This is a genomic window from Vibrio crassostreae (assembly GCF_024347415.1).
Lineage (GTDB): Bacteria > Pseudomonadota > Gammaproteobacteria > Enterobacterales > Vibrionaceae > Vibrio > Vibrio crassostreae.
Window position 1 is genome coordinate 2,561,152 of sequence record NZ_AP025476.1, and the last position, 14,487, is coordinate 2,575,638.

15 protein-coding genes are annotated in these 14,487 nt (G+C 45.1%); 5 read left to right on the plus strand and 10 right to left on the minus strand.

What is annotated here, in order from left to right; translation table 11 throughout:
* Window positions 1-2: 2 nt before the first annotated feature.
* Window positions 3-293 (minus strand): YcgL domain-containing protein, encoded by a 291-nt coding sequence (locus OC193_RS11320; RefSeq protein WP_017062372.1) that lies wholly within the window; start codon window positions 291-293, stop codon window positions 3-5.
* A 221-nt stretch (window positions 294-514) separates the two neighbouring features.
* Here OC193_RS11320 and minC point away from each other — a divergent pair, with 221 nt between their 5' ends.
* Genes minC through minE form a run of 3 tightly spaced genes read left to right on the plus strand, consistent with a single transcriptional unit; the run spans window position 515 to window position 2,281 of the window.
* Window positions 515-1,177: a septum site-determining protein MinC gene (gene minC, locus OC193_RS11325; RefSeq protein ID WP_017063419.1), complete on the plus strand. Its 663-nt coding sequence runs from the start codon at window positions 515-517 to the stop codon at window positions 1,175-1,177.
* A 21-nt stretch (window positions 1,178-1,198) separates the two neighbouring features.
* Complete coding sequence (minD, locus tag OC193_RS11330) at window positions 1,199-2,011, plus strand: septum site-determining protein MinD (protein ID WP_009848498.1); 813 nt, start codon at window positions 1,199-1,201, stop codon at window positions 2,009-2,011.
* A gap of 6 nt (window positions 2,012-2,017) precedes the next feature.
* Window positions 2,018-2,281 carry a cell division topological specificity factor MinE gene (gene minE / locus OC193_RS11335; protein WP_004737949.1) on the plus strand — a complete coding sequence of 88 codons (264 nt, stop codon included), beginning with the start codon at window positions 2,018-2,020 and terminating at the stop codon, window positions 2,279-2,281.
* Between the two features lie 113 nt (window positions 2,282-2,394).
* Here the strand turns inward: minE and rnd are convergent, their stop codons facing one another.
* From rnd to OC193_RS11375, 8 genes are all read right to left on the minus strand, one after another.
* A complete protein-coding gene (gene rnd / locus OC193_RS11340) occupies window positions 2,395-3,513 on the minus strand; it encodes a ribonuclease D (RefSeq protein WP_048664619.1) in 1,119 nt (372 codons plus the stop codon).
* A gap of 143 nt (window positions 3,514-3,656) precedes the next feature.
* The gene (gene fadD / locus OC193_RS11345) at window positions 3,657-5,351 is read right to left on the minus strand and encodes a long-chain-fatty-acid--CoA ligase FadD (RefSeq protein ID WP_048664620.1); all 1,695 of its coding nucleotides are present in this window, start codon (window positions 5,349-5,351) and stop codon (window positions 3,657-3,659) included.
* A gap of 106 nt (window positions 5,352-5,457) precedes the next feature.
* Complete coding sequence (locus OC193_RS11350) at window positions 5,458-6,309, minus strand: alpha/beta fold hydrolase (protein ID WP_048664622.1); 852 nt, start codon at window positions 6,307-6,309, stop codon at window positions 5,458-5,460.
* A 47-nt stretch (window positions 6,310-6,356) separates the two neighbouring features.
* Window positions 6,357-6,917 (minus strand): Slp family lipoprotein, encoded by a 561-nt coding sequence (locus tag OC193_RS11355; protein WP_048664623.1) that lies wholly within the window; start codon window positions 6,915-6,917, stop codon window positions 6,357-6,359.
* A 39-nt stretch (window positions 6,918-6,956) separates the two neighbouring features.
* Complete coding sequence (locus OC193_RS11360) at window positions 6,957-7,262, minus strand: hypothetical protein (protein ID WP_017074520.1); 306 nt, start codon at window positions 7,260-7,262, stop codon at window positions 6,957-6,959.
* 91 nt (window positions 7,263-7,353) lie between these two features.
* Entirely contained in the window at window positions 7,354-8,055 is a 702-nt protein-coding gene (tsaB, locus tag OC193_RS11365) for a tRNA (adenosine(37)-N6)-threonylcarbamoyltransferase complex dimerization subunit type 1 TsaB (protein ID WP_048664625.1), read from the minus strand.
* Between the two features lie 59 nt (window positions 8,056-8,114).
* Entirely contained in the window at window positions 8,115-10,043 is a 1,929-nt protein-coding gene (locus tag OC193_RS11370) for an ATP-dependent DNA helicase (RefSeq protein WP_048664627.1), read from the minus strand.
* Between the two features lie 144 nt (window positions 10,044-10,187).
* Complete coding sequence (locus OC193_RS11375) at window positions 10,188-10,388, minus strand: hypothetical protein (protein ID WP_048664628.1); 201 nt, start codon at window positions 10,386-10,388, stop codon at window positions 10,188-10,190.
* 300 nt (window positions 10,389-10,688) lie between these two features.
* Between OC193_RS11375 and purU the strand changes: the two genes are divergently transcribed.
* Window positions 10,689-11,522, plus strand: a complete 834-nt coding sequence (purU, locus tag OC193_RS11380; protein WP_048664639.1) for a formyltetrahydrofolate deformylase — start codon at window positions 10,689-10,691, stop codon at window positions 11,520-11,522.
* 285 nt (window positions 11,523-11,807) lie between these two features.
* On the opposite strand, the gene OC193_RS11385 is transcribed toward purU, so the two are convergent.
* The gene (locus OC193_RS11385; protein ID WP_048664630.1) at window positions 11,808-12,404 is read right to left on the minus strand and encodes a VOC family protein; all 597 of its coding nucleotides are present in this window, start codon (window positions 12,402-12,404) and stop codon (window positions 11,808-11,810) included.
* A gap of 347 nt (window positions 12,405-12,751) precedes the next feature.
* On the opposite strand from OC193_RS11385, the gene argS reads away from it, so the two are divergent.
* Complete coding sequence (argS, locus tag OC193_RS11390) at window positions 12,752-14,485, plus strand: arginine--tRNA ligase (protein ID WP_048664632.1); 1,734 nt, start codon at window positions 12,752-12,754, stop codon at window positions 14,483-14,485.
* Window positions 14,486-14,487: the final 2 nt, after the last annotated feature.

The window sequence follows — 14,487 nt, forward strand, 5'->3', positions numbered from 1 at the left end:
TATCACTCTTCGTCTTGAGATTTCTGTTGAGCTTTACGCTCTTTATGAAGTTCAAGTTCGTTAACTGGTGGTGGCGGAACTTGCAAAAAGAAACCATCGGTATTCAGTGATTCTTTCACTTTTTCGATGTTCACTTGAGCCAGTTTACGGCCATCCATTTTAATTACCATTACAAAACTAGGTTTACCAAACATTTGCATCAATGCGTCAGGAACTTGTGAAAAATCATCCTTCTTAGGAATATAAAGGTATGTTCCTTCTTTCTTTGAGCTTTTATATATAGAACACAGCATGACAAACCTTTTTTAAATGTTTATGACTACAAAACTCTCACTTGCGAGATCAATAGTTTATGTTAGGGAAATATTGGGAACAAAACGTTCATTTGACAACAAGATTACTTGCTGTGCTTGGTCTGGGAATATAACATGATAAACCTAGTTTCAGGCAATGCCCTTTATTTTATTAATAAAGAAATTGTACCAATTCGCTATTGAGGTCCTGTAGTTTTTCGATGTCTAGTAACCCAGATCTAAAAGGTAGCAGCTTTACGCTATCTGTTTTGCACTTATCCGATGATCAAGTCGAAAATGCAGTCTCTTTTCTTCAAGAGAAAGTAGACCAAGCACCCACATTTTTCGCCGCCGCGCCTGTTGTTATCAACATCAGCAAAGTCGCAGGCGATATCGATTTTGTGCAACTGAAAAATGGTATCTCTCAAGCGGGTATGATTCCGGTTGGCGTGGCTGGCTGTTCAGATAAGCGTATGCAAAATCTAGCGAAAGAAGCCGGTTTTGCTGTCATGACGGCAAGTAAATCTCCGTCACAAGCACCCGCTAAGATGGCGCCGATTAAAGTGATTAGAACCCCTATTCGTTCTGGTCAGCAGGTTTATGCGAAAGATGGCGATCTATTGATTCTCAGCCATGTAAGTGCAGGCGCGGAAGTGATTGCCGATGGCAGCATCCATATTCATGGCACACTACGCGGCCGCGCAATTGCCGGTGCAAGTGGTCAAACTGAAGCAAAAATAATTTGTAATGATTTACAAGCCGAGCTGGTATCCATTGCGGGAAATTACTGGCTCAGCGATCAAATTGAAAGCGAGTACTGGCAGAAGAAAACCATGTTCAGTATGGCAAACGATGTATTACACGTTGACGTCCTCGCAATATAAGAGAAATAAAAGGAAAACAGAATGGCACGCATTATCGTTGTAACGTCAGGTAAAGGCGGGGTAGGCAAAACGACCTCTAGTGCAGCTATTGCCTCGGGTCTGGCTTTAAAAGGGAAAAAAACCGCAGTTATCGACTTTGATATCGGTCTGCGTAACCTAGATTTAATCATGGGTTGTGAGCGTCGTGTCGTTTACGATTTCGTTAACGTTATCAATGGTGAAGCTACGCTGAACCAAGCGATGATCAAAGACAAGCGCACAGAGAACCTGTTCATTCTTCCTGCTTCTCAAACTCGTGATAAAGATGCACTAACCAAAGACGGTGTTCGTCGCGTATTTGATGAGCTAGATGAAATGGGCTTTGATTTCATCATCTGTGATTCTCCTGCGGGTATCGAACAAGGCGCTCTAATGGCGTTGTACTTTGCTGATGAAGCGATTGTAACGACTAACCCTGAAGTCTCTTCTGTACGCGACTCAGACCGTATTCTAGGTATTCTTGACTCTAAATCTCGTCGTTCAGAAGACGGCTTGGAGCCTGTGAAAACTCACCTTCTACTGACTCGCTACAACCCAGCACGCGTAACTCAAGGTGAGATGCTAAGTGTTGAAGACGTTGAAGAGATCCTACACATCTCTCTACTGGGCGTGATTCCAGAGAGCCAAGCGGTACTGAATGCATCGAACAAGGGTGTTCCAGTTATCTTTGACGAAGCAACCGACGCAGGTATGGCTTACAATGATACTGTAGAGCGACTACTAGGTAGCCAAGTGGACTTCCGTTTCTTAACGGAACAGAAGAAAGGCATCTTCAAAAGACTGTTCGGGGGCTAATACGCAATGTCATTACTAGAGTTTTTCAGACCACAGAAAAAGACGACCGCAAACCTAGCCAAAGAGCGTTTGCAGATCATTGTTGCTGAGCGCCGCAGTCATGACGACCCTGCTCCATCGTACTTACCGCAACTGAAAGAAGACATCTTGAAGTGTATTGCAAAGTACGTTGAGGTAGATCCATCAATGGTTGATCTGACGTTCGAACACAAAGATGACGACATCTCAGTATTAGAGCTGAATGTTAAGCTACCAGAAGACGATAAGTGATCTTCGTTATCTTGTAAGTAGTCAGCAGATTAAATAAAAAAGAGAGCCTAGGCTCTCTTTTTTGTGTCTGCATTTTATATCTGTAACTGGCTAACTCTTAGAACAAGAACAGGTTACTTAATCGCTTTATTCAGCTTTTCGCCAACCAGATCTAAACGCCAGCCTTGCATAACATCAGGCAGTTTTTCTGGGTTACGATCGTGCTTCCACACCCAGCTTAACACTTGGTTAAGTTGCTTCTTAGATGCTAAGAATTCCGTAGCCAAACCGCTGTGCTGTGATGCTGTTTTCACTTCATCTTTCAGCACTTTGAAAAGTTGCTTGTAGCCAGGGAAGTCCATTAAACGTTCTACTGGTGCTGGGTACTCTTCTTCAGGCGTGTGTTCCGCCAACTTAACGATTGAGCTGATCTTCGCACCATGGCGGCGTACAGAGCGGTAATCAAAACCTTCTTGCTCCATGTGCTTAGGATCTTTCATCGCGAAACGAGCCACAGCCCATAGGTCTTGTTCTTTGAAGACAAAGTTCAGCGCTAAATCGCGCTTGATTGCTTCTTTTAGACGCCAAGTTGCTAGAGGTCGTAAGATCGCTAGCTGCTTAGGTTTAAGCTGCCATGCCCCTTTAATATCAAGGTAGGCAGTATCTGGGTTTACTTTACGGATGCGCTTGGCAACTTGTAAATCAGACTCTTGTTGAGCCGCTTCCCACCAGCCAGCTTCCATCACTTTTTCAAGAAGCTTGTTGTACATTGGCATCAGGTAATGCACATCTGCCGCCGCGTAGTCCAATTGCTTTTGAGAAAGCGGACGCGCTAGCCAGTCAGTGCGAGATTCACTCTTATCGAGCTCGACACCGACAAACTCTGAAACCAGAGCAGCAAAGCCTGTTGATAAACCATGACCCAAGAAAGCCGCCATGATCTGTGTGTCGACCATTGGAGTTGGCGTACAACCGAATGCGTTCTGGAACACTTCCAAATCTTCACCGCAAGCGTGCAGTACTTTCAGAACAGAAGCATCTTTCAACAATCCAACAAATGGTGTCATTTCACCAAGAGCAATAGGGTCAATCAGTGACAGCGTTTCACCATCAAATAACTGAATCAAGCCTAATTGAGGGTAATAGGTTCTTGTACGAACGAACTCCGTATCAAGCATAACGACATCGGCTTCACGTGCTTGTTGGCAAACTCGCTCAAGGTCTTTCAATTGGGTAATGATTTGATAATCCACAAAAACTCTCACTGGTTTCTATTTGATCGCCGGATACAAAAATGCCGACATTAACTGTCGGCATTCTAACACCATTTTTCAGCGCTCGCTTAGATTAAGCGCCTCAATGGTTATGGTGCAGTACTTTCGCGTAAACGGGCTAATTATTTGCTAGCGCGTTTCGCAAGTTCTGCATCGTTTTCTTCACGCAGTACGCGGCGTAAGATCTTACCTACGTTAGTCTTTGGAAGATCATCTCTGAACTCGACTAATTTAGGGATCTTGTAACCCGTTAGGTGCTCACGACAGTGCGCGATAATGTCTTCTTTGGTTAGGCTAGGGTCACGCTTAACCACGTAGATCTTAACTAACTCACCAGACACTTCATGAGGCTGGCCGATAGCTGCTACTTCTAACACTTTGCCATGCAGAGCCACTACGTCTTCAATCTCGTTCGGGTAAACGTTGAATCCAGACACAAGAATCATGTCTTTCTTACGGTCTACGATGTACAACAAGCCTTCGTCATCAAACTTAACGATGTCACCTGTAGATAGCCAACCGTCTTGATCGATCACTTCTTTAGTCGCTTCAGGGCGCTGCCAGTAACCTTGCATCACTTGAGGGCCACGAACCTGCAACTCACCCACTTGGTCATTGCCTACTACTTTCCCTTCATCATCAACAATACGAACTTCTGTCGATGGTACAGGTAGGCCGATTGCACCTGTGTAGTCTTTTAGATCGTATGGGTTACCCGTTACCAGTGGTGAACACTCGGTTAACCCATAGCCTTCCAATAGGTGAACGCCTGTTGCTTTCTTCCATTGCTCAGCAACAGCGCGTTGAACCGCCATGCCGCCGCCAACAGATAAACGCATGTTACTGAAATCCAATTCATGGAAATCTTCGTTATTTACCAACGCATTGAACAGGGTATTTACGCCAGTAATCGCGGTAAACGGAACCTTTTGTAGCTCTTTAATGAAACCTGGAATATCACGAGGGTTAGTAATTAGAAGGTTACGACCACCCATCTCAACAAACAGTAAGCAGTTCACGGTCAGTGCAAATACGTGGTAAAGCGGCAGTGCTGTTACAACCAACTCGCGGCCTTCTTGCAGAACAGGACCGTAAGCCCCTTTCGCTTGAAGTACATTCGCAATCATATTGCGGTGCGTTAGGATTGCGCCCTTAGCTACACCCGTTGTACCACCCGTGTACTGTAGGAATGCAATGTCATCACCCGCCATAAACGGCTTCACATACTGAAGACGGCGACCTTTGTGCAGTGCTTTTCTGAATGAGATAGCACCCGGCAGGTCATACTTAGGCACCATGCCTTTTACGTACTTCACTACGAAATCGACAATTGTACCTTTCGCGCGTGGCAGCATTTGCCCTAGGCTGGTGAGTACAACGTGTTTAACCGGCGTGTTATCAACCACTTTCTCTAGCGTGCTCGCAAAGTTAGATACGATAACAATCGCCTTTGCACCAGAATCGTTCAGTTGATGCTCAAGCTCACGAGGTGTGTACAGTGGGTTGACGTTCACTGCAATCATACCTGCACGCAATACACCAAATAGTGCAATTGGGTATTGCAGTAGGTTTGGCATCATTAGCGCGACGCGATCGCCCTTCTTCAGTTTCAAGTCATTCTGCAGGTAAGCGGCAAAAGCACGGCTGCGCTCTTCTAGCTTACGGAATGTCATAATCGAGCCCATGTTCTCGAATGCAGGTTGGTCTGCGTACTTCTGTACCGACTGTTCAAACATTTCTACAAGAGATGGGTACTGATCTGGGTTGATCGTTTCTGGTACGTCACTTGGATAACGTGAAAGCCAAGGTTTATCCACGATGTTACTCCTCGTTTATCAGCTGACGACTGCTTCGCCGCTTTTTATCATTGCGGTATTACAGCACAGCTTTAGTGCATGAGCACTAAAAGGCTCAAACACTTGTTTAAATTTTGTTAACTACACCAAGAATTAGCTCTGAAACTAGCTCTGGGCTCTCTAAATGACAATGATGTCCGCCAGGAACAGTCTCTATATGCAGAGGACTATGCACTGATTTGTAGCGATTATGCTGCAAATGTCGGAATCCACCATTCCCTAGGATTATTAATTGAGGGCATTCAATAGCCGCCATAATCGCTTCAGCGTGCGCCTGTGACATTCGATATAACGAGTCACATTTTAGATTAGGGTCGCATCGCCATTGCCAAGAGTTCTCGAACTCGACAATACCTCGCTCAACAATAGGAGCGATTAATTCAGCATTAATTTGGTTGGCGTGAGCTCTCAGCTTAATAGCATCCTCAAGGCTTGCCAGAGGACGTGAAGGCTTTCTTCGCTGTCGAAGACGACTGAGTACCCCATCCCTCAAGCGAGAGACTGTTTCGTGGGGAGCTTCAGAAAGAGGTCCGTGACCTTCAATTTGAATTAATCCTGACACCTTTTCAGGAAAGGCGGCACTATAGCAACTTGCTATCAATGCACCAAGTGAATGTCCTACCAGTACCAGTCTGTTTGGCGATAATTTAGTCACCAACTGATGCAAGTCATCAATATAATCATGAAATGGGTAATAACTTCCCGATTTATGCGACGAGAAGCCGTGTCCGAAGAGATCGATAGCAACAAGGTGAGCATTGGGCGCAAACTTAGCGACTTGCTGTATAACCTGATTAAAGCTGGACGAATTATCCAACCACCCATGAATAAAAACGACCGTCGTTGCGGTCGTTTGTGGGTTGCCTATCTGTTGTGTGGCAAGCGTCCCGCTCGCAAGGGAGTATGACTTTTCAATCATTGATTTTAAGTTGTCCCTGTCGTTAAGTGTGTCGGGGTAAGGTTCGACTATTCCACATCTTGAATCACACGCCCTGACTTAGGCATGGTTTGAAAACTGCGACAATGCAAACTGCGGCAAGAGTAATAGTTCGGCGAAAAATCGTTGATAACCACTCGCTCAGTGATCTGCCATAAACGTTGATTGTAGACATTCATGACTGGGAAGGTGTAAGGGTAATCACCAATGGTGCCATCTTCAGTGCCATTTGATGTGCCAACTAAAGTGACTAAGCGGCCTTCAGCAAAGCTCAATGGTTCAACGTAGCCATCAATGTAACCAACAAAACGTCCTTTTGGCTCGGCGTCAATATCTGGCTTACCATTGCTTGAAATAGGTAAATTAACCACTTCAACTCGAGTCTTATCTTTCAAGTTGGTTACTTTAGCAATCACGCCACCCAAGCGAACGTCACCCGCATCAGGCACTGTGTTAACCCACTCTTGGTAATCGGTGACCACTTGTTCAGAGTTTGCATTAAGTTCTTGAGGTAGCGAGGAGCACCCCATCACCATCGAAGAGAAAGCGATAAGGAAGAATAAGCGAGATTTAGAAATGAGAGAAAACATAATGCTGGTCCTTAGAACAGGATAAATAAAAGCACAAAGCTAGATGTAAATATCGACTCCAATAAGCTTCGCAAGTTCCTCTTTTTTAGCTTGATTCATCACATCCATATACTCTTCCATCGCACGTCGACCACGCCCTTCTGGAAGATCATACTGAACCTGAGCTTTGTGAATCTCAGATTCTTTGACTTGGCGAATGGAATGCGAGACAGCATTCGCGACCTTAGTTGGCTGACCAACTGAGGTTTTTGCATCGCCTTTTTTTACCTCATTCTTTTTATTGGTTCGATTGGTTTTGGATGTATTGCCTATCGAAGAAGGAGGTAAGCCGTTTATTGAAACCATGCTTAAGAAATTTTGTACCTAATTTAATGACTTTGTGTCTGGCTTTAATAGCGGCTCCGCAAAGTAAATGCAGAGCCAAAATAATATGTATTTACTCGCGGCCAGGCAGTTTTTTCCAAGTCACTTTATCACGAAGATAAACAGGCTCAGACTCTTCTGCTGCAACCGCCTTGCCTTCTGCATAAGCGAATTGAGCAAGGAAAGCCATATCTTGAGCTTCTGGGAATAGCACTTCACATGCTTTGGTGTTGATCGCTAGAGTATCCATATGTTCTGCGTACGCTTCCCAACCTGTACCGACTTTTGCCCATGTTTCAGAGTCCGCTTCAAGCTGCGCTGCCAACTCACTCGGTGGTGTAACACACTCTGCATCAACCGCAGTCCAACGACCATCTTCTTCACGGCTGTAGCGAGCCCAGTACACTTCACTCATACGCGCATCAATCGCTGTCGCAACATGAGTTTCACCAAATTTACGGTAGCTGCCTTGCGCCATCGCAGCCAGTGTAGAGACACCGATCATCGGTAAATCCGCACCAAAAGCCAAGCCTTGAGCAATACCAATACCAATACGTACACCCGTGAAACTGCCTGGACCTTGGCCAAACGCGATAGCATCAATATCGGTTAAAGCGACATTCGCTTCTTTCAGTACTTCATCAACCATAGGTAGAATTTTTTTTGTATGGTCTCGAGGAGCCTCTTCGCTACGTGCGAACACCTGGTCACCCATTACTAATGCAACTGAACAGTTTTCAGTTGCGGTATCTACTGCAAGAATTTTCGCGCTCATTTGTGTCTCAAATATCTGTTATCTAATCTAAAAATAATGGCTAAGCTCAACAATGCCAATTACTCAGCAGCGATTGAATGGTCTTTAGCTAAGAATTCTTTAATGACCCCTAAATCACGGGTACGTGGGATAGGCGGTAAACTCGCCAAAAATATGCCACCGTAATCGCGAGTCACCAATCGGTTATCGCAAATAATCAAAGCGCCATTATCGCGCTTGTCACGTATCAATCGGCCTACACCTTGTTTCAAGGTAATCACGGCGTCTGGCAACTGTACCTGTGCAAAAGGATCACCCCCTTTTAACTTACAGTCCTCGATTCGAGCCTTAAGTAAAGGGTCATCAGGGGCGGTAAAGGGCAATTTATCGATGATAACACAGCTTAATGCGTCGCCCCTAACATCTATCCCTTCCCAGAAAGCACCTGTAGCTACGAGCAATGCGTTACCTAATTCCATGAACTCGGCTAAGGTTTTTTGCTTGCTTGTCTCACCTTGTAATAGGACTGGTACAGTGAGGGTTTCTCGGAATCGCTCACCCAACTCTTTCATCATGCTGTGTGAAGTACACAAGAAAAAACAGCGGCCTTGGTTTTGCTCAATCACCGGAGTCAGCATTCGAACTAACTTATCCGCCAAACCCGGACTATTGGGTTCTGGAAGATAACGAGGCACACATAAACGTGCCTGATTCGGATAATCAAATGGACTCGGCAGTGAAAACTGAGCCGACGGCTTTAAGCCAAGTCGAGAGGTAAAGTGATCGAAATCATCTGACACCGCCAAGGTTGCTGAGGTAAATACCCAAGCGCCCGGTTTAAGTTCGATTTGCTCATGGAATTTATCCGCAACCGACAGTGGTGTGATGTGCAAAGCGAATTGCCTTGGTGTTGTGTCATACCAATAGGAGTAACCCGTAATCGACACATCGCACACACGTTCAATGCGTGACTTAATCATGTTCGCACGTTCAAAAGCGGTGTCTAACAGTTGGCTTCGACCCAATGCTAGCTTCAATACATCGACGGCCAGTTGCAACGCATCTTGTAGACGAACAAGTTCTCGTGCAATTGACTCAGACTTTAGTGCTTCACGCCAGTTACCACGAAAGCCGGTATCGCCCAACACAATGCGTAGGTCGGCAGCTGACTGAACAAGCCTGTCCCCCACCTTTTGTAACTGACGCATGTCTTTCGCTTCGGTTCGGTAGGCGATCTCGATGTCTTTAGCGAGCTCATTAATCTGTCGGCTCGACACGGACTGACCAAAGTATTGGCTGGCAATATCGGGAAGCTGATGGGCTTCATCGAAGATAAACACGTCTGCTTCTGGGATTAACTCACCGAACCCGGTTTCTTTAATCGCTAAATCGGCTAAGAACAGATGGTGGTTTACGACGACCACATCGGAATCCATCGCTTTTTTACGCGCTTTAAGCACAAAGCAATCGGTATAGCTTGGACACTCTTTACCTAAGCAGTTGTCGTTAGTCGAAGTAATCGTCGGAATGATTAGGCTGTCTTCTGCAATATCATCACAATCACCTAAATCCCCCGTTTGAGTGGATGACGACCAACTACGAACTTTGACTAACTGAGCCAGCAGTGTTGGATCGGTGTGAGTGCCATGACTCTCGATCATTTGACGGCTCAGCCTATCCAAACACAAATAGTTGGAACGTCCTTTAAGTAACGCAACTTGACCATAAAAGCCAAGCGCATCGACCATTAATGGTAAATCGCGATGAAACAGCTGTTCTTGAAGGTTTTTAGACCCCGTACTAATGATGGTTTTCTTGCCACTAAGCAGCGCAGGCACTAAGTAAGCAAACGTCTTACCGGTACCTGTTCCCGCTTCAACAACCAATTGGCTTTGTTTTTCAATCGCTTGTGAAACCGCTTCAGCCATGTCTAACTGAGCTTGTCTTGGTTGAAACCCAGGGATTGCTTTGCCCAGAGCGCCATCAGCAGAAAACGTTTTAGATATCATAGAGTACGAAGTTTAGAAAAATAGAAGGCGAATTATGGCAGGTTTAGTGAGCCGGCGCGAATCAAGAATGACTTCGCACCGGAGGTGTTTGGTTTAGTCTGAGCGTCCTGAAAAGAGAAAGGAACAGAAATCAAAGAAAGGGTTTTATTTGCGGCTGAGGTAACGCGACAACCAAGGGGCGCCTTCAAATTGGTTCTCGCAAGGCTGCATGGCTTTCGCAGCATCGGTTGGTGAGGTTTTGCTTTCCCACATTTCATCTAAAACATTACCATCTAACTCCGTACCACCCGCCAATGAATTCACTCGCTTGCAGTACAGTTTTTTTGCTAGTAACTCTTTATCCATAAGTATCACCTCTATTTTTGGCCAAGGCGTAAATGCCTCGGTTGAAGTTCAAATGCGTACTACGGTCAAAACTTTAAAAATGAAGCTTCTGCCTGTTTTTCTGTCTAAAAACTGATATTTCCACATCAAGCAATTTATCAAAGCGATAAATGAGCAGCAGAATTTGTTGAAACCAACTTGATAATAGATTAATTATAACGGTGATATTGCGGCTCAGTTCACCGTTCGACGGCCTGCATTAAATTTGAAGAATCCCGATTTCATATAATAAGTGCAACATTTCATGGAAGTAAGATGCAAATGGAAAGAAAAACTTTACTAACACATTGTACTGATGCCCCAGGCCTCATCTCGAAGATCACCAACATTTGTTACAAACACCAACTCAATATTGTGCACAACAATGAGTTCGTAGATAACACCAGCGGCCACTTCTTTATGCGCACCGAGCTAGAGGGTTACTTCAATGACGAAACCTTGTTAGCCGATTTAGACCAAGCGCTACCAGAGAACGCAAAACGCAAGCTAATGAGCTCTTCTCGCAAGCGTGTTGTGATTCTTGTAACCAAAGAAGCGCACTGCCTAGGCGACATTCTAATGAAGAACTTCGATGGCAGTTTAGACGTAGAAATCGCAGCCGTTGTTGGCAACTATGACATTCTACAAAGCCTAACCGAGCGTTTTGACATTCCTTACCACCATGTTTCTCACGAAGGTCTGAACCGTGAAGAGCATGAGCAAAAAATGCTGGAAGTGATTGACCAATACGATGCTGATTACCTTGTTTTGGCTAAATACATGCGAGTGCTGACTCCAGGGTTTGTTGAAAAGTACAACCACAAGATCATCAATATCCACCACAGTTTCTTGCCAGCGTTTATTGGCGCTAAACCATACCAACAAGCGTATGAGCGCGGCGTAAAAATCATCGGTGCAACGGCACACTTCGTGACTAATGATTTAGATGAAGGTCCAATCATTAAGCAAGACGTTATCCCAGTGGATCACAACTTCAGCGCGAAAGACATGGCGCAAGCGGGTCGTGACGTAGAGAAGAACGTATTAAGTAAGGCGCTCAACAAGGTGATCAACGATCACGTGTTTGTTTACGGCAACAAGACTGTGATTCTGTAAGTCGCTTATTTAAGGTCGACTTCCAGTTAGCACCCAATAAAAAAACGCGCAATAGGGTTAACCCATTGCGCGTTTTTTGTATTTGATCTTCAGGGTAACTTTAAGGGATTCCCGACTACACTCCTTCGTCGCTATCGGGAATGACGGTGTTTTCTAACCTAGCAAAAGCTACAACTCGAAAAACGTCGGCCAAACCAAGTGACAGCATGGCACAAGTCCAATTCGTATCCGTCTTTCCGACGAGCCTAAGCGAGATCAGGAATCTCTTCTTTGAACAACCTTAAGCTAAGCCTGCTCTGACTCCACAATCTTCTTCAAAGAGTGTGGGTGCAGCTTGATACAAATTCCTTGATACTTGAATGCAACCGTTGGGTTATTCAAACGTTCACCCTCGCCCTTCGGGCTAGAAAGTTTGATCTTAACGCCTTGCTCAGCCAGCGTTTCAAAGTTAGCTGCGAATTGCGGGTAAGTGTCTTTCAGATCCGCTAAGTACTCATCAGCCGTTTGAGCGTGAGAAGGAATCACGAACTCAACGTGTTCCCAATCTTGGCTCGGGTAAATCTTGCCTTCTGCTGGGTATGGCAACTCTAAGCATTCAATCTTCCAACCAAGGCTTTGCAGTGGTTCATCGAAAGCCAACACCACAATTGGGCGACCGTTGATCATCGCCTCTGAAATGGTAGAGCCGTACTCAGACCATGCTTGATGCGCAGATTTGGCTAACTCAGTGTCATTGACTCGCAGCGCAATATGATCCGCTTGAGCAAAGCTTAAATCCAAACCCAGTGTATTTCCTAGGTTCTCAATTTTCGCCATAAACGTATCAAGGCGGGCAATCATTTGTTGTGGTTCGAGTTCGGCTTGCTTGAGGCTCATCGTCATTGTCTGTGTTCTCCAATTAATGGCAGCATGTTATCAGTTTTGCTTTCTTCAACAAGCGTTGCTTTTGCAAAATAGACTCAATAAGTATGCTCATTCGACTCCTTAAACATTCAAACTCGGCTTGGCAAAAGTTGTTTGTCAAAAACCCCTGAGGAAATGTTAATTTTCTATCAATTCGACCTATAAGAAACCGCACAAAATTGGTATGATTACCGCCATTTCTGTGAACTTAAACAGAGTCTGCTGCTGATTTTGGCATTAAATCGTTAACTAGAAGCATAATTAACCAATTTAATGACCAAGAATTAACGGCCACTCTTATCATCCTTGAATTGAAGGAAACGCGTGTGAATATCCAAGCACTTATTAATGACAAAGTATCTCAGGCTCTAGAAGCCGCTGGCGCACCTGCAGGCTCTCCTGCTGCTGTTCGTCAATCTGCAAAACCACAGTTTGGTGACTACCAAGCAAACGGCGTTATGGGCGTTGCTAAACGACTAGGCACTAACCCACGAGAATTTGCTCAAAAAGTATTGGACGTTCTAAACCTAGACGGTATCGCGTCTAAAGTTGAAATCGCAGGTCCGGGTTTTCTAAACATCTTCCTAGATGAAGCTTTCCTAGCAAAACAAGCAGACGCAGCATTGGCTGACTCTCGCCTTGGTGTTGCAGTTGCTGAAACGCAAACTATTGTTGCGGATTACTCTGCGCCAAACGTTGCTAAAGAAATGCACGTTGGCCACCTACGTTCAACGATCATCGGTGATGCCGTTGTTCGTACTCTAGAATTCCTAGGCCACAATGTTATCCGCGCTAACCACATCGGTGACTGGGGTACTCAATTCGGTATGCTTATCGCAAACCTTGAGCGCGTTCAAGCTGAGTCTGGTGAAGTTTCAATGGAACTTGCTGACCTTGAAGGCTTCTACCGTGAATCTAAAAAGCTTTACGATGAAGACGAAGAGTTCGCAGTTAAAGCACGTGGCTACGTTGTGAAACTGCAAAGCGGCGACGAGTTCTGCGCAGAGATGTGGAAGAAGCTTGTTGACGTTACAATGATTCAAAACCAACGCAACTACGATCGTCTAAACGTGTCTCTAACGCGTGATGACGTAATGGGCGAAAGCATGTACAACCACATGCTACCAACTATCGTTGCTGACCTAAAAGAGCAAGGTCTTGCTAAAGAAGATGACGGCGCACAGGTTGTATTCCTAGAAGAATACAAAAACAAAGATGGCGACCCAATGGGCGTTATCATTCAGAAACGTGACGGCGGCTTCCTTTACACAACCACTGATATCGCTTGTGCAAAATACCGTTTTGAAGAACTAGGCGCAGACCGCGTTCTTTACTTCATCGACTCACGTCAACACCAGCACCTAATGCAAGCTTGGACTATCGTTCGTAAAGCAGGTTACATCCCAGAATCTGTTTCTCTTGAGCACCACGCGTTCGGCATGATGCTAGGTAAAGACGGCAAGCCATTCAAGACTCGTGCAGGCGGTACTGTTCGTCTTGCTGATCTTCTTGATGAAGCAGAAGTTCGTGCAGCACAACTGATCGAATCTAAGAACCCAGAACTAGCAGAAGACGAGAAGAAAGTGATCGCTAACACGGTTGCTATGGCAGCGGTTAAGTACGCAGACCTTTCTAAGCACCGTACTACTGACTACGTGTTCGATTGGGACAACATGCTTGCGTTCGAAGGTAACACAGCACCGTACATGCAATACGCATACACTCGTGTTGCTTCAATCTTTGCTAAAGCTGGCATTTCTATGGACTCTCTTGAGGGTGAAATTAAAATCACTGAAGAGAAAGAGAAAGCTCTTATCGCGAAACTTCTACAATTCGAAGAAGCGGTACAGTCTGTTGCTCGTGAAGGTCAACCACACATCATGTGTAGCTACCTGTTCGAACTAGCGGGTCAATTCTCTAGCTTCTACGAAGCATGCCCTATCCTAGTTGCTGAAGACGAAACTGTTAAGCAGAGCCGTCTGAAGCTTGCTGCACTAACAGCGAAGACTATCAAGCAAGGTCTATCGCTTCTAGGTATCGATACTCTAGAGCGTATGTAATT

Excerpts from the sequence above, each read along its gene's own strand:
- purU (WP_048664639.1), top strand. The coding sequence starts at position 10,689 with ATGGAAAGAAAAACTTTACTAACACATTGTACTGATGCCCCAGGCCTC.
- minC (WP_017063419.1), top strand. The coding sequence starts at position 515 with ATGTCTAGTAACCCAGATCTAAAAGGTAGCAGCTTTACGCTATCTGTT.
- OC193_RS11360 (WP_017074520.1), bottom strand. The coding sequence starts at position 7,262 with ATGGTTTCAATAAACGGCTTACCTCCTTCTTCGATAGGCAATACATCC.
- OC193_RS11375 (WP_048664628.1), bottom strand. The coding sequence starts at position 10,388 with ATGGATAAAGAGTTACTAGCAAAAAAACTGTACTGCAAGCGAGTGAAT.
- OC193_RS11320 (WP_017062372.1), bottom strand. The coding sequence starts at position 293 with ATGCTGTGTTCTATATATAAAAGCTCAAAGAAAGAAGGAACATACCTT.
- OC193_RS11355 (WP_048664623.1), bottom strand. The coding sequence starts at position 6,917 with ATGTTTTCTCTCATTTCTAAATCTCGCTTATTCTTCCTTATCGCTTTC.
- minE (WP_004737949.1), top strand. The coding sequence starts at position 2,018 with ATGTCATTACTAGAGTTTTTCAGACCACAGAAAAAGACGACCGCAAAC.
- OC193_RS11350 (WP_048664622.1), bottom strand. The coding sequence starts at position 6,309 with ATGATTGAAAAGTCATACTCCCTTGCGAGCGGGACGCTTGCCACACAA.
- minD (WP_009848498.1), top strand. The coding sequence starts at position 1,199 with ATGGCACGCATTATCGTTGTAACGTCAGGTAAAGGCGGGGTAGGCAAA.
- tsaB (WP_048664625.1), bottom strand. The coding sequence starts at position 8,055 with ATGAGCGCGAAAATTCTTGCAGTAGATACCGCAACTGAAAACTGTTCA.
- OC193_RS11370 (WP_048664627.1), bottom strand. The coding sequence starts at position 10,043 with ATGATATCTAAAACGTTTTCTGCTGATGGCGCTCTGGGCAAAGCAATC.
- OC193_RS11385 (WP_048664630.1), bottom strand. The coding sequence starts at position 12,404 with ATGACGATGAGCCTCAAGCAAGCCGAACTCGAACCACAACAAATGATT.